The following is a 23833-nucleotide window of genomic DNA, read 5'->3' as shown; positions in this document are numbered from 1 at the left end:
CAGAGTGCGGCATGGTGAGTCCATGGTGCGCTCTGGCCGGCGCAGCACTGCGCAAAAATGGCCCCGTCCCGAAGGGTTGCGATTCATTCTGTTACAGGCTCTTAGAGAATGTAGTGACCTGTCAGAGGGTTCGGGTAAAGGAAGATCGGCAACCAGATGTCTTGGAATGCGAAATTACAAGGTTGACATCGAGCACAAATGCACTACCCTATGGTAGTGGATAGATTAGATACAACCTTTGCGGCTCTGTCTGATCCGACGCGCCGGGCGATGATCGAACGGCTCTCTCACGGGCCTGCCTCGGTGCGTGGACTGACGGAGCCGTTTGCGCTGTCGCAGCAGATGATTTCAAAACATATTGCCTATCTGGTTCGGGCACGAATTGTGATCAAGACGAAGCGCGGACGCGAGAGCGTATGCACGCTTCGGCCGGAAGCGATTAAGACCGTCAGCGATTGGGCGGTCCGCTACCGCCGGTTCTGGGAAGAGAGCTTCGACAAACTGGAACTGGTCGTCAATCAGATGAAGAAAGAGGAGGCAAGAGATGAAAGAAAACGCGGCAAGCGAAGTTGAGCGGATGGTCGTTACGAGAGTTTTTGATGCCCCACGCGAGTTGGTGTGGAAGGCGTGGACAGAGCCGAAGTACGTGATGCAGTGGTGGGGGCCGAAGGATTTTACTGCGCCGGTCTGCCGGATGGATTTTCGCGTTGGAGGAAAATCTCTCTTCTGCATGAAGACACGGGATGGACAAGAGTTCTGGAACGCCATTGAATATCACGAGATTGTGCCGCTCGAGAAGATCGTGTCCTCCATGTACTTTTCGGACGCGGAGGGCAACAAGATGGAGGCGGAAGAAGTGGGCATAGAACATGAGGCCATCGACGGGGCATTCGATGTGACCCTGTTTGAAGATCTCGGTGATGGCAGGACAAAGCTCACGCAGATTGGAAATGAGCCCATGGAGAGCGCGAGAGAGAGCGGTCAACTCGAAGGCTGGAACCAGATACTCGAAAAACTAGCTGACGTTGTCACGGGGCTGGTAAAGACGAACGGATGAGCCGGAGCTTGATGATCGTCATATGCGAGCGACTAAAGCTTACGTAAAGGCAGGCCAGGGCATCCAAATTCCGACCGTGCCACGTTGGCTCCTTACCTTGCAGGCAGGGGACATTCCACATTCCGCCCTCCGTCGAGATTAATGCCCAGTCTGCGGATATACGCTGCATGACTTATTTGAGCTGTGCCTGAAGCTTCAATCGCATGCCCGATAGCGGTCACCGGCGACAGGCCGGATTGGACCGACACCAGCCTGTCAGTTTGATCACAGGGACGTCGGCGCCGGGACGATTTGGCGGCGGGCCCAACCGGCACCTGCGCTAGACGGCTGCCGCACCCTGACGATGGCGGATGTCCGACAGCAGGCGGCCCGACTCCTGGCGCACCACGGCGTAGCATTCGCAGGAACGCTTTTCCAATCCGGCGCGCTCCAGCACCGAGATATGGCCACGGCGGTAGCTGATGATGCCGTCGCGCTGGAGGTTGCCGGCGGCCTCGGTGATGCCCTCGCGGCGCACGCCGAGGGCGTTGGCGACCAGCTCCTGCGTCATCACCAGTTCGCCGGTCGGCAGGCGGTCGAGCGTGGCCAGCAGCCAGCGGCAGAGCTGCTGCTCGATGGAGTGAAAGCGGTTGCAGGCGGCGGTCTGGAAGATGTGGGTGGACAGGGCCTGGGTATAGCGCAGCAGCAGGTGCCGCACCATGCCGCCGCGGTCGAATTCTTCCTTGAGCAGCCTGCCTTGCAGGCGGTAGCCGTGACCGGCGGTCTGAACGACGGCGGTGATGGGCGTGGTCTCGCCGCCCATGAAGGTGGAGATGCCGAGGATGCCCTCGTTGCCGACGCTGGCGATCTCGGCGGAGATGCCGGATTCCAGGATGTAGAGCATCGAGACGATGGCGGTGGTGGGAAAGTGGACGTAGCGCACCTGAATGCCGGGCTCGTGCAGGACTTCGCCGAGCAGCATCGGCACCAGTTCCAGATGCGGCAGCAGGCGCCCGAATTCCTCCGGCGGCAGGGCGGCGAGGAGATGGTTTTGATTGGGGCTGTGGGGCATGGTGGTTGTCCTGGAATCGTGCGTGCTAATGCTTGACGGTGATTTCCACGCCGATGCCGCGGTAGCCGATGAAGCGGCAGGACTGGCTGAACATGGGCTCGCCGCTGACGCGGAACCTGCGCTGCGTGCCGTCGGCATGATCGCGGTTGACCAGGAAATCCAGGAAGGGCTGGCGCGCGGCGATCATGGCCAGCAGCGCTTCCCGTTCCGCCGCGTTCCAGCCGCTCATCACCGCGCCGGACTTTCCACCCTTGACGGCCTTGGCATCCGCCAGGGAATCGACCTGGATGCCGAGCATGTCCAGCACCGGGCCGGAGACCTTGGTGAAGGCGCCGCTCTCGTCCTGCTCCCAGTACCAGTCGGAGGCCAGCTCGGTGAGGCTGCGGTAGCGGGCCTCGCTCTCGCGCAGCTCGGCGGTGCGTTCGCGCACGGCCAGCTCCAGGGTCTTGCTGTAGTCCTCGAGCTTGCGGTAGAGCAGACGCACTTCGAGCATGTTGTGGATGCGCGTCTTCACCTCCACCAGGTCGAAGGGCTTGCTGATGAAGTCCTTGGCGCCGGCCTCCAGCGCGCGCAGCTTGTGGCCGGGCTGGGCGGTGAGGACGATGACCGGCAGATAGCCGTCGGCGTCGTTGGTCCTGAGGCCGGCCATGACCTGGAAGCCGTCCATGAGCGGCATTTGCAGGTCGAGCAGGATCAGGTCGTAGGCGTTTTTGCGATGCAGGGCGCAGACCTCGGCGGGATCCGTGGTGGAACTGACGCGGGTGTAACCGGCATCGCCCAGCAGCTGTTCCAGCAGGGCCACATTGGATTCCTGGTCGTCGACGATGAGGATGCGGGCGTCGAGAACTTCCACTGCGTTGATCATGCTCTTCCTTCGTCCTTGATCGTGTCGTTGATTGGAGCCGCTCCGGCTTTGGCGAACTTCAGCGCCACATCCAGCGTATCCATGAATTCGTTGACCTTGATCGGCTTGGTCAGGTAACGGAAGAAGCCGGCTTCCAGGCCTTTCTCGATATCGCGGGGAATGGCGTTGGCACTGACCGCCACTACCGGGATGTGCGCGGTTACTGGACCGTCGCCGAGGATGCGCAGCGCCTGGATACCGCTGATGCCGGGCAGGTTGATGTCCATCAGGATCACGTCGGGCAATGCGGCGCGCGCGATCTCGATGCCGCTGATGCCGTCACGCGCGCTGAGCAGGCGGATGTCCGGCCGGCGCGCGATGAGGTCTTCGACCAGCATCAGGTTGGCGGGGTTGTCCTCGACATAGAGAACGGTGCTCTGCTTCACGCCAGCCTGTGCCTGAGGTATTGCCGCCGGCTCGATCGCCGCAACCACCGCGATGCGCTCCTCGGTGAGATTCAGCTCGAGCCAGAACACGCTGCCCTCGCCGACGGTGCTTTCCACGCCGATGGCGCCGCCCATCAGTTCGAGCAGGCGCTTGGACACCACCAGGCCGATGCCGGTGCCTTCTTCGAGGCTGCTCTCCTGGCCGAGACGGTTGAACGGCTGGAACAGCTGCGACAATTGCTCCGCAGTGAGTCCCTGGCCGCTGTCGCGCACGGAGATGCGCATGCGCTGCGCTGTGCTGGCGGCGTATTCCACCACCACCGCCCCGCCCGCCGCGTTGTACTTGATGGCATTGGACAGCAGGTTGATCAGCACCTGCTTGACGCGGGTGCGGTCGGCCTTGACGAAGCAGGGCATTTCGAAACGGGGGAAGCTGATGCCGATGCCGCGCTTCTGCGCCTGCGGCTCGATCATGGCGCGGCATTCCTGCATCACTTCGGGCAGGGAGATGGGCTCGAGCGAGAGGGACAGCTTGCCGGATTCGATCACGGCGAGATCGAGGATTTCGTTGATCAGGTCGAGCAGGTACCAGCCGCCCTTGAGGATCTGCTCGATACTGCGCTTCTGCGACACCGTGGGCGGCGGCGTGCCGGACTCCATCAGCTGGGCGAAGCCGAGGATGGCGCTGAGCGGGGTGCGCAGCTCGTGGCTCATGCTGGAGAGGAAATCCGACTTGGCCAGGTTGGCCTTTTCGGCGACGGCCATGGCGTTGTGCAGCTCCAGCTCCACCTGTTTGCGGATGGAGTTGTCGGCGCCGATCAGCAGGTAGCCGATGATGTCGCCATAGTCGTCGCGCAGGGCGGTGATGGAGACGATGGCGGGGAAGCGGCTGCCGTCCTTGCAGATGTAGGTCAGCTCATAGCTGTCCTCGATGCCGCGCGAGGCCTTGAAAGCCAGGGCCTGGAAGCCAGGGGTGATGGTGGTGGCCAGTTCCAGGCTGAGGGCGCGGGCGCGCTCGATCACTTCCTGCGGGTCGTGGATGTCGCTGGGGCTGATCTTGTTGACGACTTCGACGGCCTGGTAGCCGAGCATGCGCTCGGCGCCGACATTGAAGAGCTGGATGATGCCCTTCTCGTCGGTGGCGATGATGGAGAAGTTGGCGCTGGTGAGGATGGCGTTCTGCAAGGCGCCGGTCTTGAGCAGCGCCTCCTGCCGGCGCACCTCGGTGAGGCCTTCCGTCTTGCCAGCCTCTTCGGAAATGGCGGGGATGCTTGCTTTATCTGACATGGCCGGTCCTGGTGAAACACGTACAGCGCTGTGGCAGCGAGGGGCCGCGGACTGGCTTGCGGGGGAGCGCGGGGACGGCTGCTGAGCAAGGCCGTTCCCGGAAAAGCTGCCAACGATTCGCAACCTGAAGGGGCGTGCACCGCTCCGAACCGGGTTGTGGGAGCGACTATCGCGTACGCGGCGGGCATCGTCCGTACGGAAGGACACATAGGGCGGCGAAATGTGGCGGTTTTTACATGATTGGGGCCGCCCTACCGGGTATTAGTTACAGAGGCGGGCCCCGGGGCCCCGGGTGTGAGCCATTGCATCCCTGCAAGCTACTGATACCAGAGTGGTTTTTCCGGGGATCGGGAGCCGCGGTGGCGGCATGGTCCCTGCTCCTTCAGCAGTGGGACCGTGCATGCCAGGTTCCTGATCGCCCTCCCAAATAAGAAGCAGGAGACCACCCATGTCACGTCATATCACCCCTGGTCCGGGCGCCGCCCCGATCGCCATGCGCGTCGAGGCGAATGTGCCTGCGGAAGGTTCGCGGGCGTTGCGGCTGTCGATCCCGGCAAGACTCCGCCTGCTGGCCTGCGCGGCGGCGCTGTTCGCCCTGCCGCTGACTTCCTTCGCTCAGATCAATGTCTCGATCACGGTGGCGCCGCCGGCCTTGCCGGTATACGAACAGCCGCCGATTCCCGATGACGGCTATATCTGGACGCCGGGCTACTGGGCCTACGGCGACGATGGTTATTACTGGGTGCCGGGAGCCTGGGTGCAACCGCCCTCCCCCGGCCTGCTGTGGACCCCGGGCTATTGGGGCTGGTCCGATGGCGTGTATGCCTGGAACCCCGGCTACTGGGGGCCGCACGTGGGCTTCTACGGCGGCATCAACTACGGCTATGGCTATACCGGCAACGGTTATGCGGGCGGGCGCTGGGACAACGGCCACTTCGCCTATAACCGCGCCGTAAACAACATCCACATCACCAATATCCACAACACCTACAACGAGACGGTGGTCAACAACGTCACGGTGAACCGGGTCAGCTTCAACGGCGGCAATGGCGGCGTGCAGGCGCGCGCCACGGCCGAACAGGAAGCCGCCGCGCGCGAGCGGCATGTGCAAGCGACCGCCGCGCAATCGCAGCGTGAGCAGGAAGCCCGCGCCCATCCGGAGAGGCGGGCGCCGGTGAACAATCATGGTGAGAACAAGGGCGGTGAGAACAACGCCGCGGCACATCGCGAGAGCGACAACCGGGCGGAGCAGAACAAGGCGGCAGACGAACATCGTGCCGACGCGCTGCCTGGGCAAGCGGAGCGCGCACAGCAGCAACAGCACAGCCAGGCGGCGAGCCATCCGCATCCCGCTGCGCCGGCGCCACATCCACAGCCGCGTCCACAACCGCCCCGACCACAGCCGGCGTCCCACCCGCAGCAACCGCACCCGCAGGCTCCACATCCACAAACGGCGCCCCACCCGCAAGCCGCACCGCACCCGCAGGCACCGGAACGTCACGAGGAACCGCACCGCTGAGGATGCGAGACCAAGCTTGATGAAGCACCAGGGGCGCGAAGCGATTCGCGCCCTTTTTTATCGCTCCCGGTCAGCGGTCCCAGGGTGCCTGCTTGCCGGCGAAGGCCTGCACCAGGAAGTCGACCATGACGCGCACCTTGGCGCTGAGGTGGCGGCGGCTGGGGTAGACGGCGAGCACGTCGATGTCCGGCAGGCGGTAGCCGGGCAGCAACTCCACCAGGCGGCGGGCGCGCAGGTCGGCGCCGATGAGGAAGGTGGGCTGCCAGATGACGCCGCGGCCGGCGATGGCGGCGGCGCGGGCGGTGTCGCCGTTGTTGGTGTGTATGGCGTAGCGCACCTTGACGACATGCTCGGCGCCTGCCGCGTCGGTGAAGCGCCACTCGTCCGCGGTGTGGGCGTAGGTGTAGCCGAGGCAGGCGTGTTCGCGCAGGTCGGCCGGGACCTTGGGCGGCGGATGGCCGAGCAGGTAGCCCGGCGAGGCGCAGACGATGTTGCGCGAGGTGGCGAGCTTGCGCGCGGCGTAGGTGGGCGAACCGCCGCGGGCGATGCGGATGCCGAGATCGAAGCCCTCCTCCACCAGGTCGACCACGCGGTCGGCCAGCACCACGTCCAGCTCCACTTCCGGATAGCGCTCCATGAACAGGGGCCATAGCGGCGCGAGGTGGAGGATGCCGAAGCTGACCGGGACGTTGAGGCGCAGGCGGCCGCGCGGGCGCAGGGTGGTGGCGGAGGCCAGGGCCTCGGCTTCGGCCACTTCTTCGAGGATCTGGCGGCTGCGCTCATACAGGGCCTCGCCGCTTTCGGTGAGGGAGAGCTTGCGCGAGCTGCGGTTGAGCAGGCGCGTGCCGAGGTGGGTTTCCAGCTCGACGATGTAGCGGGTGACGTTGGCCGGCGAAGTATCCAGGGCTTCCGCGGCACGGACGAAACTGCCGCGGGCGACGACAGTGGTGAAGATCTCGAAAGCACGCAGGCGATCCATCTTCGACACCATGATTCACTAAAAGTGAATGAATAATGCATTTCCACTGCCTTCATTTACAAGTACAACAAGTCCACAGTGGCGCCCATCAGCTGCACCACTCGACCAACAGGAGCAAAGAACCATGAACAGACTGAACGGCAAGCGCACTCTCATCACGGGCGGCACCAGCGGCATCGGCCTGGAAACGGCCCGGCAGTTCCTGGCCGAAGGCGCCCGCGTAGCGGTGACCGGCAGCAACCCCAAGACGATTGAAGAAGCGCGCAAGGTGCTGGGCGACGAGGCCCTGATCCTGCAGGTGGATGCCGGCGATGTGGCCGGGCAGAAGGAACTGGCCAGGACGCTGGGTAAGGCTTTCGGCCAGCTCGATGCGGTCTTCGTCAATGCCGGCGTGGCGGAGCTGCGGCCGGTGGAAGCCTGGGACGAGGCGGGCTGGGACCGCTCCTTCGCCATCAATCTGAAGGGGCCGTTCTTCCTGGTGCAGGCGCTGCTGCCGATCCTGGCCAAGCCGGCTTCGATCGTGCTCAACACCTCGATCAACGCGCGCATCGGCATGCCGAACTCGAGCGTCTATGCCGCCAGCAAGGCCGGCCTGATCTCGATGGCGCGCACGCTCTCGGGCGAGCTGATCGGCCGCGGCATCCGCGTCAACGCGGTGAGCCCGGGGCCGGTGTCCACGCCGCTGTATGGCAAGCTGGGCCTGGCACCGGGCGAGCTGGAAAAGGTGGCCGGCTCGATCCTGAGCCAGGTGCCGGCGGGCCGCTTCGGCGAGCCTTCCGAGATCGCCAAGACGGTGGTGTTCCTGGCTTCGGACGAGGCGGGCTATATCGTCGGCAGCGAGCTGGTGATCGACGGCGGCATGAGCAATCTGTAATCGCGCGGGCGGCGTAGCCTTGAAAAGCGACACCGCCCGTTCGGCTATCGAGCAACATCAAAGGAGCCAACACATGAATCGCTTGAATGGAAAAGTAGCCATCGTCACCGGTGCCAGCTCGGGCATCGGCCGCGCCACCGCAAAACTGTTCGCCAGCGAAGGGGCGAAGCTGGTGGTGGCGGCGCGTCGCCAGGCGGAACTGGACAGCCTGGTTGCCGAAATCGCCGCCGCGGGCGGCGCGGCGGTGGCGCTGGCCGGGGACGTGCGCTCGGAAGACTATGCCAAGGCGCTGGTGGGCCTGGCGGTGGCGCGTTTCGGCAAGCTGGATATCGCCTTCAACAATGCCGGCACCCTGGGTGAAGGCGGCGCCAGCACGCAGGTTTCGGAGCAGGGCTGGAACGATACCCTGGCCACCAACCTGAACAGCGCGTTCTTCGGCGCCAAGCACCAGATTCCGGAGATCGGCAAGCAAGGCGGCGGCTCGATCATTTTCACCTCCACCTTTGTCGGCTACAGCTTCGCCTTCCCCGGAACGGCGGCCTACGCCGCCAGCAAGTCGGCGCTGATCGGGCTGACCCAGGCGCTGGCCGCGGAGTTCGGACCGCGGGGCGTGCGCGTCAACGCGATCCTGCCGGGCGCGGTGGATACGGCGATGTACCGGGACATGAACGACACGGCGGAGTCGCAGTCGTTCGTCACCGGCTTGCATGCGCTGAAGCGTGTGGCGACGCCGGAGGAGATCGCGCGCTCGGTGCTGTACCTGGCGTCGGACGATTCCTCGTTCGTCACCGGCACGGCGGCGCTGGTCGATGGCGGCGCGTCGATTACCCGGAGTTGAGCCCGGGTCCGACGCGGGCTAGAGATTCTGCGGCAGGAATTTCTTGCGGAAGCCGGGGTTGCGGCCGGATACCATGAAGATGCCGCGGTCGCGGTAGCGGAGGGTTTGAGGGTACTTCGGCCTGGCGGGCACGTGGGCCTTGATCACTTCTGGCCGGCGAGGTCGCAGGTCGGGATGTTGATGACGCATCGCGGCTGCGGCGGATCATCCGGTGACTGTGGTTGGCGTTCCAGATGCAGCAGCCGATGCGGGAAGGCCCGAACGCCACGACCATGTGCCAACCCATGGTCATGGCGTTGTCCTGGCCCTTCCAGCGGGAACTGACCAGGACTATGGGCCAGGCTCGAGGCAGCGGCGGATCTGGCCGACCGGAAAATCCTTTTTCCGCCAGGTTTTCACCCGCGCTCCCTTGAGCGATGCGCGCCTCAGTGCTTGAAGGCGTTCTTGATTTCGGTGTAGCCGGCCAGGAGCGAATCGCCCAGGGACTTGGAGGAAGCGTCGAGGTTGTGGCTTGCGTCCTTGGCGGCGACCTCGGCGCGGCCGAGGTGCTCCTTGAAATCGCTCCACTTGGCTTCCAGCGCTTCCCACTGGGTTTTCATGTCCGCCTTGAACAGGTGGGCCTTGAGAGCCAGTTCGTCGTGCAGGAGTTCCAGGGCCTGGGCCTGGTTGTGTAGGGCTTGCTTGAATTGCGACATGGGATTTCCCTCCTTTGGGATTGGTGCAACCCTGATGGGACCGCGGGCCGGGATTTCGGTTCGCTGGGGCATGTAAAGGCGGACAGGCCTCGCACACAGGAGCTGCTTCCGCGATCGAGTGGTGCGCGCGGTGACCGGGCTTCGCGCACTGACGGAGGTGCTGGCGCAGCAATCGATGCAATCCGCGGCACGCGCCGGGCCGACGCCCTAGCCCATCGCCCGCAGGGCTTCGCTGGTCTGGCCGATGGGCAAGGTGCGTTCGAACAGCGCAGCTGCGTCGTGACCGGGGCCGGGCACGACGGCGGGCTTGGTGTGCTGTGCTGGCGAGGGGCGCGGCACTGCGCCGCGCTGCTGCCAGGCGCCGATGTGTTCCATTGCGATGCGGCCTTTGGCGTTGACGACGCCTTCCGCCACCAGGGCCCGCGCCGCATCCAGCGGCACTTCGGTGGTGCTGGCGATGGGATCCCAGACGAAGGCGCGGCCGGTGCGGCCGATGACGAGGCGGCGGGCGCTGGCCGGGTCCAGCAACTCGAATACGGCGAGCACTTCGGCGGACATCAGAATCATGGCGGGCTTCCCTGGCTGATTGCAGCGTTGAGCTGATGCAGGGATTCTAAAAAAACGCCGTTCAGAAGCTGTGATGGCTCGCACAGGCCGCGGCAAGCGGCTGCGCGGATTGGACTTTTTGGCCTTGGCAGCTTCCCCTCGCTGGCGCTGGGCGGGGCACGCTGACTCCCACGACCTCGGTGGCGCAGTACGGGGCGGCGCTGGCGCGATGGTTCGGGGTGGACGAGAGCGACATGGCGACGGTGCTTCCGAATATCGGCGGGTTCACCACCAGCAACCTGGGGTTCCTGGGATGGGCAGGAGTCCCGACGCGATCCGCCTCCGCTTCGCCGCTCACTCGCCCACTTCGTCATACCGGCGCAAGCCGGTATCCAGGAAGCCCGGCTGCCTCGTGTACGGCCCCTGGATGCCGGCTTGCGCCGGCATGACGGTTGAAGGAGTGGCGCGAGCTTCCTAATTCCGCGCGGGCAGGCGCAGGCCGCGCGGCGTCACCAGGTGCTCGATGCCCTGGAACAGGGCCAGCACCAGCAGGGCCAGCAGGGCGGCGGGTACGGCGCCTTCGAGGATCTGCGGCACGTTGCCGAGGCGGATGCCGGTGAGGATGGGTTCGCCGTAGCCGCCGGCGCCGATGAGGGCGCCGAGGGTGGCGGTGCCGACGTTGATGACGGCGGCGGTGCCGATGCCGGCGATGATGGTGCGCGCCGCCAGCGGCAGTTCGATGCGCAGCAGGCGCACGCCGGCCGGCAGGCCCAGCGAAGCGGCGGCTTCCCGCAACGGCGCCGGGATCGAGGCGAGGCCGCTGAGGGTATTGCGCACGATCGGCAGCAGGCTGTAAAGGAACAGGGCGGCGATGGCCGGCCGCGCGCCGATGCCGAGCAGCGGGATCAGGAACACGAACATCGCCAGCGATGGAATGGTTTGCAGCACGGCGGTGGCGGCGAGGATGGCCTGGCCGAGGCGGCGCACCCGCGCGGCGAAGATGCCGATGGGCAGGCCGAAGACGATGGCGGCGCCCAGGGAAATCCCGACCAGGCGCAGGTGCTCCAGGGTGCGGTGCCAGAGGCGGTCAGCCATGCCGGCGTTCTGTTGTACCGAGCCATTGATACCGAGAAAACCGGCTGCGACGTCGGTCTCGTCGCGCTTATCCAGCATCACCGCAGCGTTCATGTCGCGCATGGCCTGGAGCGACACGCCGCCGGCGAGGTCGCGCAGGCTGGCTTCGAACTGCGGCGTGCGCCGCGCGGCGTCCAGCCGGTACAGCCATACCGCCTGGTATGACGGGAAATAATGCCGGTCGTCCTCCAGCACCTGGATGTGGTAGTTCCGGATTTCGGCGTCGGTGGTATAGAGGTCGATGACGTCGGCGGCGCCGCCGGCCAGGGCGCGGTAGGCCAGACCGTGGTCGAGGGCCTTGATCGAAGTCGGCGCGTAGCCGTAGGCCGCCATCAGGCCGGGCCAGCCGTCGCCGCGGCTCATGAATTCATTGGACAAGCCGAAGCGCAGCTCCGGGTGGGCGCGCAGGTCGGACAGGGTGTGCAAATTCAGGCGCGCGGCCAGCTCCTGGCTGACGCCCAGGGCGTAGCTGTCGTCGAAGCCCAGCGGCTGGCTGATGCCGATGCCCTGTTTGCGCAGGCCTTCGCCGATCCGGTCCAGGGTGGCGTCCGCGGGCAGGTCATGCAGCAGCTCGCGGGTGATGGTGCCGGTGTATTCGGGGTAGGCGTCGATGCTGCCTTCGAGCAGGGCTTTCCACAGGATGGCGCTGCCGCCCATGGCGCGCTTGTGCTCCAGCTGCAAGCCGTGACGCTGGGCCTCGAGGCGCAGCACTTCGGCCAGGACGATGGATTCGGTGAAATTCTTCGAGCCGATGCGCGGCCTGTCATCGGCACTGGACGCCGCGCCGCAGAGCAACAGGCCGGCGAGCGCGACCACGAGCCGCCGGATCATGGCCGCACCTGCGGCAAGTCGCGGTGGGCGTTGATGAAGCGCCGCGCGAAATCATTCGCGGGGTGAGCGAACAACTCTTCCGGCGAGCTGTCCTGTATCACCGCCCCTTGATGCAGCAGCACCAGCCGGCTGGCCAGGAAGGCGGCTTCGGGCAGGTCATGGGTGACTAGGACTACCGTGCTGGCGACATCGGCGAAGACCTGGCGCAACTGCTCCTGCAGGTCGAAGCGCACGACAGGATCGAGCGCGCCCAGCGGCTCGTCGAGCAGCAGGGCCGCGGGGTCGGTCATCAGGGCGCGCATCACGGCGACGCGCTGGCGCTGGCCGCCGGAGAGTTCGGCCGGAAAACGGCGCAGCAGGTCTTGCGGGAGCTGCATGCGTTCGGCCAGTTCCTGCGCGCGCGTATCGATCCTCGCGGCGTTCCAGCCGAGGTGGCGCGGCAACAGGGCGAGGTTGTCGCGCGCGCTCAGGTGCGGGAACAGCCCGCCGTCCTGGGTAACGTAGCCGACGCGGCGGCGCAGGGCCATGCGGCCGTCCGGCTGCAGGGGTTGGCCGTCGACGGTGACTTGTCCCGCATCCGGCCAGTCGAGGCCGATGAGCATGCGCAGCAGGGTCGACTTGCCGGCGCCGCTGCTGCCGATCAGCGCGGTGACACTGCCCGGCTCGAAGCGCAGGCTGACGTTGTCGAGCGCCAGGCCGGAGCCGTGGCGCTTGCTGACGCGTTCCACGCTGAACAGGACAGGTCCCTCCGTCATGCGCCCGCCGGCATTGGGGCACTGGCTGGATTGTCGCACGCGGACGGCGGTCAGCGACTCAGCGGACCTTGTGCGCCTTGGCAGTCAACTCGAGCCAGGCGCGCGCGGCCTGCGAGAGGTAGGCATCGCGGCGCCAGGCCAGCATCAGGTGCCACTTGGCTTGCGGCTCATCGAGCGGCACCCGGCGCACGGCGGGATGGCGGTGCAGTTCGGCGATGCTGCGCGGCAGGAAGGCGACGCCGAGGCCGGCCGCCACCAGTTCGACGATGAAGCGGATCTGGCCGCTGCGCGCGGTGATGGTGGGGGTGAACCCGCGATGCTTGCAGGCGTCGAGGATGATGGGGTTGAGGGCGAAGCCTTCCTCGAACATGATGAAGGGAATTTGCGCCAGGCTGTCGAAGCGGATCTTCCTGCGCTTGCCGAGCGGGTGGTCTCCGGGCAGCAAGGCCACCAGCGGCTCGACGCGGACTTCCTGCGTCTCGAAATCGCCGGCCAGGGGCGCCAGCAGGCCGGCGAGTTCGACCTCGCCGGCCACCAGCATTTGCTGCAGGCGGCGGCTGCCGTGCTCGACCAGGCGGATGTCGATGCCCGGGTAGCGGCTGCGGAAGGTGGCGAACAGCGGCGCGAACAGGGTGTCGCTGCCGATCGGCGGCAGACCCAGACGCAGCACACCGCGCTTGAGGCCGCGCAGTTCGGACAGCTCGGCCACCATGTCCTCGCGCTCGGAAAGAATGGCCTGGGCGCGGCGATACACCACCTCGCCCGCCGCGGTCAGCTCCGCGCGGTGGCCGATTCGGTTGAGCAGGGGCGCGCCAAGCTCATCCTCCAGCGACTTCACCGCCTTGCTGACGGTGGACTGGGTGGCGAAGACCACCGTAGCGGCCTGGGAGAAGCCGCCCTGGCGTACCACTTCGACGAAGGCCCGCAGGGTCCGCAGGTTCATGGCTAGTCGGTAATGGACTGATTTGTAGTCTGATAATTCATTTGTATCATAGTCCGGACACCCCTAGCATGCGCGGCATCGACTCCAGATTGCCGCCATGCGCCCTCTCCGCCTCATCACCCGCCTGCGTTATGCACTGCGCCGCAGCCGCATGCTGCAGATCGGCGTACTGCTCGGCTTCTGGCTGCTGGGCCAGGGTCTGTCGCACTTGATCGGCCTGCCGGTGCCGGGCGGCATCATCGGCATGGCGCTGGTGCTGGCCCTGCTCGCCGGCGGCGTGATCCGCCCGCCCAGCATCCACCGTGGCGCCAACTGGCTGATTGCGGAGATGCTGCTGTTCTTCGTGCCGGCGGTGATGGTGGTGCTCGACCACCGCGAACTGCTTGGCCTGGTGGGGCTGAAGCTGGCGGCGGCGATCGTCGCCGGCACCGTGCTGGTGATGGCGGGCACCGCGCTCACCGTCGATTTCTGCTGCCGCTGGAGAATGCGCCTTGTGGACTGATCCGCTATTGCAGGGCCTGTTCTGGTCGGCCGCGACCATCGGATTCTATGCGGCGGCCAGGCAATTGTTCCGGCGCCTGCCGCGGTGGTGGGCCTCGCCGCTGCTGGTCACGCCCTTGCTGCTGCTGGTTCTGGCCCTGTGCCTGCACGAGCGTTACAGCGGCTACATCCAGTGCACGCACTGGCTGATCCTGATGCTCGGGCCGGCCACGGTTGCCTTCGCCGTGCCGATCTACGAGCAACGCGCGGTGATCCGCCGGCAGTGGCCGGTGCTGCTGGTCGGCGTGTTCGCTGGCAGCGTGATCGCCATGGGTACCGCGTGGATACTGGCCGATGCATTGGGATTGTCCGCCTCGATGCGCATGAGCCTGCTGCCACGCTCGGTGAGCACGCCATTCGCCATGACGGTATCCGGCGATCTCGGCGGCAGTCCGGAACTCACGGCAATGTTCGTGGTGCTGACCGGCCTGATCGGCGCCAGCCTGGGCCAGGGCCTGCTGCAATTCCTGCCGCTGCGCACGGCGGTGGCGCGCGGCGCACTGTTCGGCATGGGCGCGCATGGCGTGGGCGTGGCCACAGCCAACCGCATCGGCCGCGAGGAGGGCTCGATCGCCGGGCTGGTGATGATACTGGCCGGGCTTGGCAACGTGCTGGCGGCGCCGGCGCTTGCTTACCTGCTGCGGCGTTATGCCTGAAACCGCCGCCCATCCCGGAAAGGACCAAAGGCGGCGTACTGCATCACTCAGGGACTACCAGATGCTGACGCGCTTCTCCGGCGGCTGGTACATCTTGTCGCCTTCCTTCACGTCGAAGGCCTTGTAGTAGCCCTCCTGCAGCGCGGCGATGCAGACCAGGCCCAATGGACCTGCTTTCATGAACGATCCCTTTGTGGCTTTCGTTTTTGGGTAGCCCACTGCTGGGCTGGCAAGCCCGCGGGCCTGGAACGGCCGCTGGATTACTCCGCCCTGCCGCCGTCCTTGACGTTATCGGTGCTGCGGATGAAGCCGGCAACGTTGTCGTGGAGCTGCTTCAACGCGGCTTCATGGGCGTAGACCATGTGGCCGGACTCGTAGAAGCGGAACTGGATATTGCCCTGCAGGTTCTGCGGGATCGGCAGGTGCTGCATCTCGTAGACGCCTTCGTAGAACGGCGTGGCCAGGTCGTAGTAGCCGGCGTTGAGCAGGACCTTGAGCTTGGGGTTGTACTTCATCGCCATGGCGAGGTCGGGCATGACATTGGTGGCCTGCGGCAGCGCGATCGGCGCACCGGGGGCCTGGTGCAGGAAGTTCCAGGTCTTCCAGATGTCGATCACCGGCTTGAACTCCTTGCCTTCGCCGTATTTCAGATCCTTGCGCACGTAGTCGTTGAAGACGGAGACGTAGGCCGAGCTGATGGCGGCGGACTGGGGATCGTATTCGGATTCCTCGCTCAGCGGGTCGTAGGCGGGGCCGGAGAAACGGGTATCCAGGCGGCCGGTGACGGTGCCGTTGTCGCCCTGCAGGTTCTGCTCGAACTTGCCGCCGTTGATGCGCAGATCGGCCTTCTCGATGTACTCCACAGGCAGGCCGGTGTACTGGTGCAGCTTCTCGGCGGCGGCCTTCTCCTGCGCCGGGTCCAGTGTGGAACCGGCGGCCAGGGCCACGGCGTAGTCGCCCATGGCGAAGTGCTCGACCTCGGTGAGGAAGGGCACCAGCTCGGCTGGCTGGTTCGGCAGCTTGTGGTGATACCAGGCGGTGGCGGCGTAGGTCGGCAGGGCCAGCTGGTACGGCAGGTCGACGCCCGGATTGAACTGCGGGGCGTCGGCGCTGGCGTCGAAGGCGAGGATCTGCGACAGCAGGATCACACCGTTGAGGTCGACGCTGCAGTCGGTCTCCAGCAGGTTGGCGACGTTGGCGGAGCGGGTGGTGCCGTAGCTTTCACCGAAGAGATACTTGGGCGAGTTCCAGCGGCCGTACTGGCCGATGAATCCGGTGATGAAGCTGGCGAAGGCATGGGCATCGGGATCGACACCCCAGAAGGCCTTCTCATGATCCTTGCCGGCGATGCGGCTGAAGCCGGTGCCGGGAGCGTCGATGAAGACGAGATCGCTGGCGTCGAGCAGGCTGTAGTCGTTGTTGATCAACGGGTACGGCGCGGCGTCGCTGTGGCTGTCGTCGGCGGTGACGACGCGGCGCGGACCGAAGGCGCCCATGTGCAACCAGACAGAGGAGGAGCCGGGGCCGCCGTTGAAAATGAAGGTGACTGGGCGCTCGCTGGCCTTGGCGCCCTTCTTGAAGTAGGCGACGTAGAACATGGAGGCCTCGGCCGGGCCTTCCTTGGCATCCTTGTCCGCGTTCTGCGGCACGTCGTCCCAGCCCTTTGCGTGGACGACGAGTGTGCCGGCCACGGCCTGGTAATCGATGTGACGGCCGCCGACGTTGACGCTGCCTTCGCTGGTCCTGGACTCCGGCTTGAAGGATTCGATCTTGGCGGCGTCGGGCTTGTCCTTGTCCTTGGCCGGGGCGTCGTCGGCCACGGCAGGCAGGGCCAGCGAGGACAGCAGCAGCGCTGCCGCGAACAGTTTTGCTTGTTTCATCCAGGTTCTCTTCTTGTGGGATGGAAAGGCCGTAAGGCCGTTGTAAGACCGGAAATGCCGGCCGACTGATAAATTGATGTTAGATGAGTGCGGGGCCGAAAAGGTGTAAATGTATTTGGCAAGGGCCCATGGAGTTTCCATTCGGTATCGCAACAACCGCGGTGCCGCATGCTTCAACCCTTGGTCACGACACGAGCCTCGCGCAGTTGATAGAGAATGCCGCCCTCGCTGCGCTCGACCAGCTCGAAGCGGCCTTCGACGACGATGAGGTCGTAGCCCATCTCGATGCCCTTGTCGGCGTGTACCTCGACTGCGGACGAGGGACCGCCAGGGGGGTGGAAGAAGCAGCTCCGCGGCACGGCGGAGAGCAGGAAGTGGGTCTGCTTCCCGTTGACGCCCAGGGGCATCATGAAGCCGGCGAGGCGGATGGTCTGGTCCTTCAGGGCCTGCACCATGAAGGGGAAATGCGCATTCGTTCCATTTAGCGGCGCCTCAGCGCGCACAGCGTGTGGGGGCCGCTGTTACGTTATAACAATTAAATGTCATAGCACACCACCAGCCGGCCACATCACCTTTATGCGGCAATCCTCACTCTCGAGAATCCGGGCGCTTTGATGTCGAACACCAGCTCGAAGCCGCGGGGAACAGGGCGCGGAGGCTGGAGCGGGCTTCGCGCGGTTGAGCCTCCATCCCGATGGCGTATTTTCCGAGGAAGATGTCGATTTGCGGTTCGTTGTCCATTGATATGCACAAAGTCGGATGCTCGAGTTCACCGGCGAGGCGGGACGGTCGAGTCTTTGGAGCACCAAGTCGAGTCATGTCACCGCTTGATGAAATTTCCACCGGGAAACTCCTTGGATATGACGATCATGGTTGTCTCCTTTGGCATTTCGGAGAGTACAAGGTCTTTGAAAAGATACTTCGATCGATGATCCGGTGTATTTCTTTTTATGGTTATCACCGGGTTGGGAGGAGAATAACCGTCGGTAACCTGATTCGTAAGGACAATTTCGTAAATCCCAGACCGCAGCCTGCACTTTCGCTTGTATGGCAGCGGTTTGTCTGGAACATTTAAGTCATTGTTGGTGTGCCTCCAAGTCGAAAGCTTGTCTACATCCACAGCACCTTTCTCGCGTAAACGCCTGAGTCCATCATCGTTGTAGGCAGAATAGTCGATTACCGAAATCTCGGAAGCGGTACATTCAACCTTGATAATTCTGTAGGGCCAATCGGCCACGGCAGCGGTTGAAAATAAGGTTAGAAGCAAGCACCAGAAATTTCTCACTACAAGCTCCTAATAACAGGAGAGAAGTGGGGCGGGTCTACCGAAGCCATTGGCCGGTCAGGCCTTACGTCTCCACCAGCAGCTTACGCGCAAAGATCTACTGCTTAACCCATCGACGGATGCGGCCGCCTACTTGGCGCAGTTGCGGCACAGCCCCAGCACTTCGACCACCTGGCGCTGGGCCAGGAAGCCGCGGCGGGCGGCGTCGCGGTCGAGCAGGGTTTCCAGGGCCTGGTCTTCGCCTTCTTCGGCGGCGCCGCAGTCGTTGCACAGGAACAGGACGCCGGCGTGGCGGTGGCCGGGATGTTCGCAGACGCGGAAGGCGCGCAGGGATTCGAGGCGGTGCAGCCAGCCTTCGGCGGCGAGGAAATCCAGGGCGCGGTAGACGGACAGCGGCGCCACTTTCTTGCGCAGGGTGGCGCGTACGCCGTCGAGCACCTGGTAGGCGGTCTGCGGCTGGGCCTGGGCGAACATCTGGCGAAAGACGGCGCGGCGCATCGGCGACAGGCGCTGGCGCCGCTCGGCGCAACGGGCTTCCAGGCGCGCCTCGGCCGCGGCGAGGACGGCGGCCCGGGCCTGTTTGGGGCCGGCAGCGGGCTTGCGTTTCGCGGGCGGCTGAACGGGATTGGGCATGACTTGATGTTACATCGTAACGGGCGCCTGCGGATGACACCCGACGACTAGAGAAAGCGCCCTCCCGGCAGGAATCCCGCCGGCGTCACTCACCATTTCAGGGCGCCGCGTCTCCCTGATGGAGGCGCGGCGCCGGCTCAGGCTTCCCCGGCCAGGCGGACCAGCTCCGCCACCAGCTTCTTGCGCTGCCCCGGGGTGAAGGGGGAGATCTTCAGCACTTCCATCAGCCACAGGCCTTCCGTGGCGAGGTGGATGACGCCGGCGCGCTCGAACGAGAGGCGCCGCGTGATCTGCGGCAGGCGGCGGCGGAAGAAGGCGCGCACCGGGTCGAGCAGGCTGGCGTCGTTGGCGACCGCGGCCAGGAGCGAACCGGACACCAGGTCGATGCTGGCAGGATCGCTCACCGAGTTCATGACGTAAGCGCGGAGCGAGCGGCGCGGCTCATCCGGCTGCGCCTCCATGATCGCCTTATGCACGGTCTCGGTGCGCTCGATCAGGCGCTCGATCATGCCCTGCAGCAGCGATTCCTTGGTCGGAAAGTGGTAGAGCACCCCGCCCTTGCTGAGTCCCGCGCGGCGGGCCGCGGAGTCCAGGGTCAGGGCCGGCGCCCCGTCCGTCACCACCACCGCTTCGGCGGCATCGAGGATGGCGTCGCGCGCGCTCGGGCGGCCTCTGGGCTTTGCCGTTTTGTCGATCTGTGCATTCATTGATCGGAGCATACCCTAAGAGTTAATTTATATACCGTCTGGACGGTTCACTAATTCAGTGGTATCAATTATTCCACAAGATTCACCAGACGCTCGGAAACCGTCGAAGATGCGCAATAAAAAAATCAGGGCCCGTCGCCAGGGAGGCGGGCCCGCCAGCCTGCGACACCTGCGTCCTCGCCATGCGGCGGCGGGCGTGCTGCTGTTGCTGCTCGCGCCGGCCCGGGCGCAGGATGTGGCGGCCGCCGCGCCGCCGGCAAGCGTGGATGCGCCGACGGCGGCACCCGCGGCGCCGCTGAAATCCATCCCGGTGATCGGCGCTGACGATGAGCCCAAGCCGCCCAAGCCCGACCGGCCGGTAGAGGGCCTGCACCAGGTGGTGGTGACGGCGCGGCGCAAGGACGAGTCGGCGCAGGACGTGCCGATCTCGCTGACTGTGCTGGACGGCAACGACCTGGCCAAGGCGGGATTGATGACGCCGCAGGATTTCCAGGAACGGGTGCCGGGCCTGGTCTTCACCTCGGCCAATCCGCGTAACTCCAGCTACACCATCCGCGGGCTCGGCTCGACTTCGGCCAACGACGGCATCGAGAGCAGCGTCGGCATCTTCCTCGACGGCGTGTATCTCGGTCGCCAGGGCCTGTCGGTGTTCGACCTGATCGACCTGGACCGCATCGAGGTGCTGCGCGGGCCGCAGGGCACGCTGTTCGGCAAGAACACCACGGCCGGCGCGCTCAATATCGTGACGAACGGGCCGACCCAGGACTTCGAAGCGACGGCGGAAGGCACCTACGGCAACTACGACTACCGCCAGTTCCGCGGCAGCGTTTCCGGGCCGTTGGTGAAGAACGAGCTGGCGGGGCGCCTGACCGGCTACGTCACCGAACGCGACGGCACCTTCACCAATCTCTACAACGGCCAGGATCTGAACAACCGCGACAAGTTCGGCCTGCGCGGCCAGTTGCTGTGGACGCCGAGCGCGGCGCTGAGCGGGCGCTTCATCGCCGAGTACTCGCACCAGCACGAGCGCTGCTGCGTCTACCCGATGACGGCGATCACGCAGGCCACGCTGAACCGCGACGCCTACATGGAATACCAGCGCGAGCCGATCAACCCCTACAACCGCGCGGTGAGCGAGGACACGCCGACCGAGAACACCATGAACCAGGAGGCGCTGTCCGGGGAGTTCAACTGGATCATCGACCCGCACAACAAGCTCACCAGCATCAGCGCCTTCCGCCACTGGACCTTCACCCCGATCAGCGACGACTACACCACCATGCAGCTGGTGCCGCAGACCGGGCTGGACGACCGCTACCGCCAGCTCAGCCAGGAAATCCGCCTGAGCTCGAATTACGACAGCTTCGACGCGGTGGGCGGCGTCTACTTCCTGTCCGAGCACATCACCGGCAACGAGCAGAACATCCTGGGCAAGGACCTGCTGCCCTGGACCTTCGGCGGCCTGCTGCGCGGCGCCATTCCCGGCGCCACTTACCGCAATACCGGCCTGCTGCTCGACCTGCTGGCCAATCCGGACACGCTGGCGGGCATGGACGTGCACACCGTGACCTACCAGGAAGCGCGCAGCATCGCCGGCTTCGGCTCGGTCAACTGGCACCTGACGCCGCGCTGGGACCTGACCACCGGCGTGCGCTACACCAACGACTCCAAGCACGGCACGGTGTCGCAGTACCGCACCGGCGGCAATCCTTCGGACCAGCGCGTCGACCTGCTGCTCGACGTGCTGCGGCCGGCGTTGTATGCGGTGGACCTGGTGGAAGGCACCAACTACCACACGCTGACCTGGGACAGCCTGCTCGACAGCATCGCCGGCGGCAACTATGCGCGCGACACCCGCTACGACAAGGGCAACTGGTCCGGCCAGGTTTCCACCACCTACCATCTGACCGACGACCTGATGGCCTTCGCCTCCACCGGGCGCGGCTACAAGGCGGGCGGCATCAACCTCGGCACCATCGGCTCCAGCGGCAGCCCGACCTTCAAGCCGGAGACGGCGCTGGATTTCGAAGTGGGCCTGAAGAGCCAGTTCTGGCACCGCCGCGGCATGCTCAACTTCACCGTCTACGAAACCCTGATCAACAACTACCAGGCCCTGACCTTCGACCAGACGCCGACGCTGATCCCCAACCCGCGCCAGATCAACGTGCTCAACGTCGGCCGGGTGCGCCTGCGCGGCGCCGAGCTGGAAAGCCGCGCGATCGTCGTCAAGGGCCTGCTGCTGCGCGGCGGCGTGGCCTACAACCAGGCGATCACCACCAGCTTCCACGATGCGCCGGACGCGGTGACCAAGTCCAATACCGGCGACCTCAGCGGCCAGCGCCTGTACAACGCGCCGCTGTGGACCGGCACCGCCGGGCTCGAATACGGCATCAAGCTGGACAATGCCATGCGGCCCTACGCCGGCATCGACTACTCCTTCCGCAGCGGCTATTACGGCACGGTGGAGCATGGTCCCGGCAGCTACGTCAGCGCCTACAGCCTGAGCAATGCGCGGCTCGGCGTCAGCGGGCGCTCCAACCTGTGGGACATCTCGATCTGGGTGCGCAATCTGTTCGACAAGCAGTACCTGACGGCGGTCTATCCCATCTACGGCGTCGGCGACTACGGCGCGGTGGCGGGCGATCCGCGCACCTATGGCGCCACGCTGCGCCTGAATTTCTGAACAACTCCGGACGGAGCGGACGCATGAGCATCGGCAACGACTATCCCCGGTTCACCCTCGAAGAGCGGCTGACGCCGGAGCAGAACGAGTTCTTCGACACCTACGGCTTCCTGCACTTCCGCGGCTTCATCGACGCGGCGCAGGTGCAGGCGCTGATCCAGGCCTCGCTGGAGGTACAGGCGAAGTGGGTGGAGCAGAAGGTGGAGAAGGTCTACGGCGTGCCGATCAAGTACGGCAAGGACCTCGACGGCCGGCCCATCGTGCAGCGCTTCGCCTTCGCCAACCTGCACAGCCAGGTCCTGGCGCAATTCCTCACCGAGCCGCGCTTCAAGACGCTGTTCCCGCTGGTCGGCGCGCCGGACACGCGGGTCGGCGCCGACGAGAAGGACGGCATGGTCATCAACCACTACGTCAACGGGCCCGACAGCGCCTACAGCCGCCTGGGCTGGCATACCGACGGGCTGCGCGACATCTTCCTGGGCTCGCGCCTGAACCCGCTGCTCAACGTCGGCGTGCACCTGAGCACGCTGGGCATCGAGCACGGCGGCCTGCGCATCATCCCCGGCACGCACCGGCAGAAGCTGTCGCAGTTCCTGTTCCGCAAGCGCTATTTCCTCGACCACGACGCCGACCCGGAGGAGTTGGCGATCGTGCCGACCGCCGGCGATCTCACCGTGCATGACGGCCGCCTGTGGCACCGCGTGGCACAGTCGCAGGTGGTCGGTGAGGCCAGCCGCCGCCGCGTCATCTACATCCCGGTGATCTCCGGCAAGTACGCACCGAAGGACGGGCTCAGCCCCACCCCCCTGTACCAGCGCTTCGCCGGGCTGGTGAAGTGAGAACCCCATGAGCACCCATACCCTGATCACCGGCCCCACCAGCGGCATCGGCCTGGCCCTCGCCGAGGCGCTGGCGGCGCGCGGCGAACCGCTGCTGCTGGTGGCGCGCCGCGCCGACGCGCTGGCGGCACTGGCCGCCGATCTGCGCCAGCGCCACGGCGCGGAGGTGATCGAGCATGCCTGCGACCTGGCCGACGCGGCGCAGGTGGAATTGCTGGCGCAGCGCATCGAGCGGCAGGCGCCCGGCCTGAAGCTGCTGATCAACAACGCCGGCTTCGCCACCTGCGGCGCCTTCGACGAGCAGGACTGGCGCAGCGAACTGGACCTGCTGCAGGTCAACGTGGTGTCGCTGGCGCGGCTGTGCCATGCCGCCGCGCGCCGCATGAAGGCGGACGGCGGCGGCCAGATCCTCAACGTGTCCTCGGTATCCGGCTTCATGCCGGGACCGTGGATGTCCAACTACGCCGCCAGCAAGGCTTACGTGCTGCACTTCTCCGAAGGCCTGCGCGAAGAACTGGCCGGTCACAAGGTCGGCGTCTCGGTGCTGTGCCCCGGCACCACGCGCAGCCCCTTCTTCGGCAAGGCCGGCATCAACCTCGACAAGATCGAGGCGGGCGGCGCGCCGGTGATGACGCCCGAAGCGGTGGCACGCATCACCCTCGCCGCGCTGCCGCGCAATCCGGCGATCATCGTGCCGCGCTGGATCAACCGCGTGCTGGCGGTCAGCCCGCGCTTCGGCCCGCGTTCCCTGCTGCGCAAGGTGGTCGGCCGGCTCTATCGCGACGCCGCGGCGCCGGCCGCCTGATGCCTG

25 protein-coding genes and 1 pseudogene are annotated in these 23833 nt (G+C 65.6%); 10 read left to right on the top strand and 16 right to left on the bottom strand.

Annotation, left to right across the window (positions count from 1 at the left end; genetic code table 11):
• Positions 1 to 198: 198 nt before the first annotated feature.
• Together BP26_RS0104660 and BP26_RS0104655 are read left to right on the top strand one after the other, a co-directional pair.
• Complete coding sequence (locus BP26_RS0104660) at positions 199 to 573, top strand: ArsR/SmtB family transcription factor (RefSeq protein ID WP_211254827.1); 375 nt, start codon at positions 199 to 201, stop codon at positions 571 to 573.
• Positions 545 to 1057: an SRPBCC family protein gene (locus tag BP26_RS0104655; protein ID WP_029919414.1), complete on the top strand. Its 513-nt coding sequence runs from the start codon at positions 545 to 547 to the stop codon at positions 1055 to 1057. Before BP26_RS0104660 ends, BP26_RS0104655 begins: the two co-directional genes overlap by 29 nt.
• Positions 1058 to 1376: 319 nt before the next feature.
• Here the strand turns inward: BP26_RS0104655 and BP26_RS0104650 are convergent, their stop codons facing one another.
• Genes BP26_RS0104650 through BP26_RS0104640 form a run of 3 tightly spaced genes read right to left on the bottom strand, consistent with a single transcriptional unit; the run spans position 1377 to position 4685 of the window.
• On the bottom strand, positions 1377 to 2108 hold the full coding sequence (locus BP26_RS0104650; RefSeq protein ID WP_029919413.1) for a Crp/Fnr family transcriptional regulator: 732 nt from the start codon (positions 2106 to 2108) through the stop codon (positions 1377 to 1379).
• A gap of 25 nt (positions 2109 to 2133) precedes the next feature.
• Positions 2134 to 2973, bottom strand: a complete 840-nt coding sequence (locus tag BP26_RS0104645; RefSeq protein ID WP_029919412.1) for a response regulator — start codon at positions 2971 to 2973, stop codon at positions 2134 to 2136.
• A complete protein-coding gene (locus BP26_RS0104640; protein WP_051748308.1) occupies positions 2970 to 4685 on the bottom strand; it encodes a PAS domain-containing hybrid sensor histidine kinase/response regulator in 1716 nt (571 codons plus the stop codon). Before BP26_RS0104640 ends, BP26_RS0104645 begins: the two co-directional genes overlap by 4 nt.
• Before the next feature lie 448 nt (positions 4686 to 5133).
• Here BP26_RS0104640 and BP26_RS30300 point away from each other — a divergent pair, with 448 nt between their 5' ends.
• Positions 5134 to 6204: a YXWGXW repeat-containing protein gene (locus BP26_RS30300; protein ID WP_051748306.1), complete on the top strand. Its 1071-nt coding sequence runs from the start codon at positions 5134 to 5136 to the stop codon at positions 6202 to 6204.
• Positions 6205 to 6274: 70 nt separating this feature from the next.
• Here the strand turns inward: BP26_RS30300 and BP26_RS0104630 are convergent, their stop codons facing one another.
• Positions 6275 to 7183, bottom strand: a complete 909-nt coding sequence (locus BP26_RS0104630) for a LysR family transcriptional regulator (protein ID WP_029919409.1) — start codon at positions 7181 to 7183, stop codon at positions 6275 to 6277.
• 124 nt (positions 7184 to 7307) lie between these two features.
• Between BP26_RS0104630 and BP26_RS0104625 the strand changes: the two genes are divergently transcribed.
• The gene (locus BP26_RS0104625; protein ID WP_029919408.1) at positions 7308 to 8057 is read left to right on the top strand and encodes an SDR family oxidoreductase; all 750 of its coding nucleotides are present in this window, start codon (positions 7308 to 7310) and stop codon (positions 8055 to 8057) included.
• Between the two features lie 73 nt (positions 8058 to 8130).
• Positions 8131 to 8895, top strand: a complete 765-nt coding sequence (locus BP26_RS0104620) for an SDR family oxidoreductase (RefSeq protein ID WP_029919407.1) — start codon at positions 8131 to 8133, stop codon at positions 8893 to 8895.
• 18 nt (positions 8896 to 8913) lie between these two features.
• Here BP26_RS0104620 and BP26_RS31015 read toward each other — a convergent pair.
• The 6 genes and pseudogenes from BP26_RS31015 to BP26_RS0104585 all read right to left on the bottom strand — a co-directional run bounded on the left by BP26_RS31015 (position 8914) and on the right by BP26_RS0104585 (position 13799).
• A pseudogene (locus BP26_RS31015) lies at positions 8914 to 9294 on the bottom strand (flavin reductase family protein).
• A gap of 26 nt (positions 9295 to 9320) precedes the next feature.
• Positions 9321 to 9590, bottom strand: coding sequence for a hypothetical protein (locus tag BP26_RS0104610; RefSeq protein WP_029919406.1), 270 nt, complete (start codon positions 9588 to 9590; stop codon positions 9321 to 9323).
• Between the two features lie 207 nt (positions 9591 to 9797).
• Entirely contained in the window at positions 9798 to 10157 is a 360-nt protein-coding gene (locus BP26_RS0104605) for a hypothetical protein (protein ID WP_029919405.1), read from the bottom strand.
• 453 nt (positions 10158 to 10610) lie between these two features.
• Entirely contained in the window at positions 10611 to 12101 is a 1491-nt protein-coding gene (locus tag BP26_RS0104595; RefSeq protein ID WP_029919404.1) for a glycine betaine ABC transporter substrate-binding protein, read from the bottom strand.
• Positions 12098 to 12856 carry an ATP-binding cassette domain-containing protein gene (locus BP26_RS0104590; RefSeq protein ID WP_029919403.1) on the bottom strand — a complete coding sequence of 253 codons (759 nt, stop codon included), beginning with the start codon at positions 12854 to 12856 and terminating at the stop codon, positions 12098 to 12100. Before BP26_RS0104590 ends, BP26_RS0104595 begins: the two co-directional genes overlap by 4 nt.
• A 58-nt stretch (positions 12857 to 12914) precedes the next feature.
• Positions 12915 to 13799, bottom strand: coding sequence for a LysR family transcriptional regulator (locus tag BP26_RS0104585; protein WP_029919402.1), 885 nt, complete (start codon positions 13797 to 13799; stop codon positions 12915 to 12917).
• Between the two features lie 97 nt (positions 13800 to 13896).
• Between BP26_RS0104585 and BP26_RS0104580 the strand changes: the two genes are divergently transcribed.
• Both BP26_RS0104580 and BP26_RS0104575 read left to right on the top strand, forming a co-directional pair.
• Complete coding sequence (locus BP26_RS0104580; protein WP_029919401.1) at positions 13897 to 14301, top strand: CidA/LrgA family protein; 405 nt, start codon at positions 13897 to 13899, stop codon at positions 14299 to 14301.
• Positions 14291 to 14995, top strand: a complete 705-nt coding sequence (locus BP26_RS0104575; RefSeq protein WP_029919400.1) for an LrgB family protein — start codon at positions 14291 to 14293, stop codon at positions 14993 to 14995. Before BP26_RS0104580 ends, BP26_RS0104575 begins: the two co-directional genes overlap by 11 nt.
• A gap of 54 nt (positions 14996 to 15049) precedes the next feature.
• Here BP26_RS0104575 and BP26_RS30840 read toward each other — a convergent pair whose 3' ends face one another.
• The 6 genes from BP26_RS30840 to BP26_RS0104550 all read right to left on the bottom strand — a co-directional run bounded on the left by BP26_RS30840 (position 15050) and on the right by BP26_RS0104550 (position 19500).
• Positions 15050 to 15175 carry a hypothetical protein gene (locus BP26_RS30840; protein WP_281172680.1) on the bottom strand — a complete coding sequence of 42 codons (126 nt, stop codon included), beginning with the start codon at positions 15173 to 15175 and terminating at the stop codon, positions 15050 to 15052.
• Positions 15176 to 15255: 80 nt separating this feature from the next.
• Positions 15256 to 16875 carry a S10 family peptidase gene (locus BP26_RS0104565; RefSeq protein ID WP_029919399.1) on the bottom strand — a complete coding sequence of 540 codons (1620 nt, stop codon included), beginning with the start codon at positions 16873 to 16875 and terminating at the stop codon, positions 15256 to 15258.
• A 173-nt stretch (positions 16876 to 17048) separates the two neighbouring features.
• Entirely contained in the window at positions 17049 to 17330 is a 282-nt protein-coding gene (locus BP26_RS0104560; RefSeq protein WP_051748304.1) for a DUF3299 domain-containing protein, read from the bottom strand.
• Between the two features lie 365 nt (positions 17331 to 17695).
• Complete coding sequence (locus tag BP26_RS29180; RefSeq protein ID WP_157572358.1) at positions 17696 to 18160, bottom strand: hypothetical protein; 465 nt, start codon at positions 18158 to 18160, stop codon at positions 17696 to 17698.
• Between the two features lie 129 nt (positions 18161 to 18289).
• A complete protein-coding gene (locus BP26_RS0104555; RefSeq protein WP_084182798.1) occupies positions 18290 to 18793 on the bottom strand; it encodes a Fur family transcriptional regulator in 504 nt (167 codons plus the stop codon).
• 137 nt (positions 18794 to 18930) lie between these two features.
• Entirely contained in the window at positions 18931 to 19500 is a 570-nt protein-coding gene (locus tag BP26_RS0104550) for a TetR/AcrR family transcriptional regulator (protein WP_051748302.1), read from the bottom strand.
• Between the two features lie 196 nt (positions 19501 to 19696).
• On the opposite strand from BP26_RS0104550, the gene BP26_RS0104545 reads away from it, so the two are divergent.
• The 3 genes from BP26_RS0104545 to BP26_RS0104535 are packed head-to-tail and all read left to right on the top strand — an operon-like array spanning position 19697 to position 23827.
• On the top strand, positions 19697 to 22183 hold the full coding sequence (locus BP26_RS0104545) for a TonB-dependent receptor (protein WP_051748300.1): 2487 nt from the start codon (positions 19697 to 19699) through the stop codon (positions 22181 to 22183).
• Between the two features lie 29 nt (positions 22184 to 22212).
• Complete coding sequence (locus BP26_RS0104540) at positions 22213 to 23022, top strand: phytanoyl-CoA dioxygenase family protein (protein WP_029919394.1); 810 nt, start codon at positions 22213 to 22215, stop codon at positions 23020 to 23022.
• Between the two features lie 7 nt (positions 23023 to 23029).
• On the top strand, positions 23030 to 23827 hold the full coding sequence (locus tag BP26_RS0104535; RefSeq protein ID WP_029919393.1) for an SDR family NAD(P)-dependent oxidoreductase: 798 nt from the start codon (positions 23030 to 23032) through the stop codon (positions 23825 to 23827).
• Positions 23828 to 23833 lie beyond the last annotated feature (6 nt).

The sequence above is a fragment of the Nevskia soli DSM 19509 genome, from assembly GCF_000711955.1.
In the GTDB taxonomy this organism is placed as follows: Bacteria; Pseudomonadota; Gammaproteobacteria; order Nevskiales; family Nevskiaceae; genus Nevskia; species Nevskia soli.
Note: the sequence above shows the minus strand (reverse complement) of the source record. Positions and strands in the feature narration are given on the sequence as shown.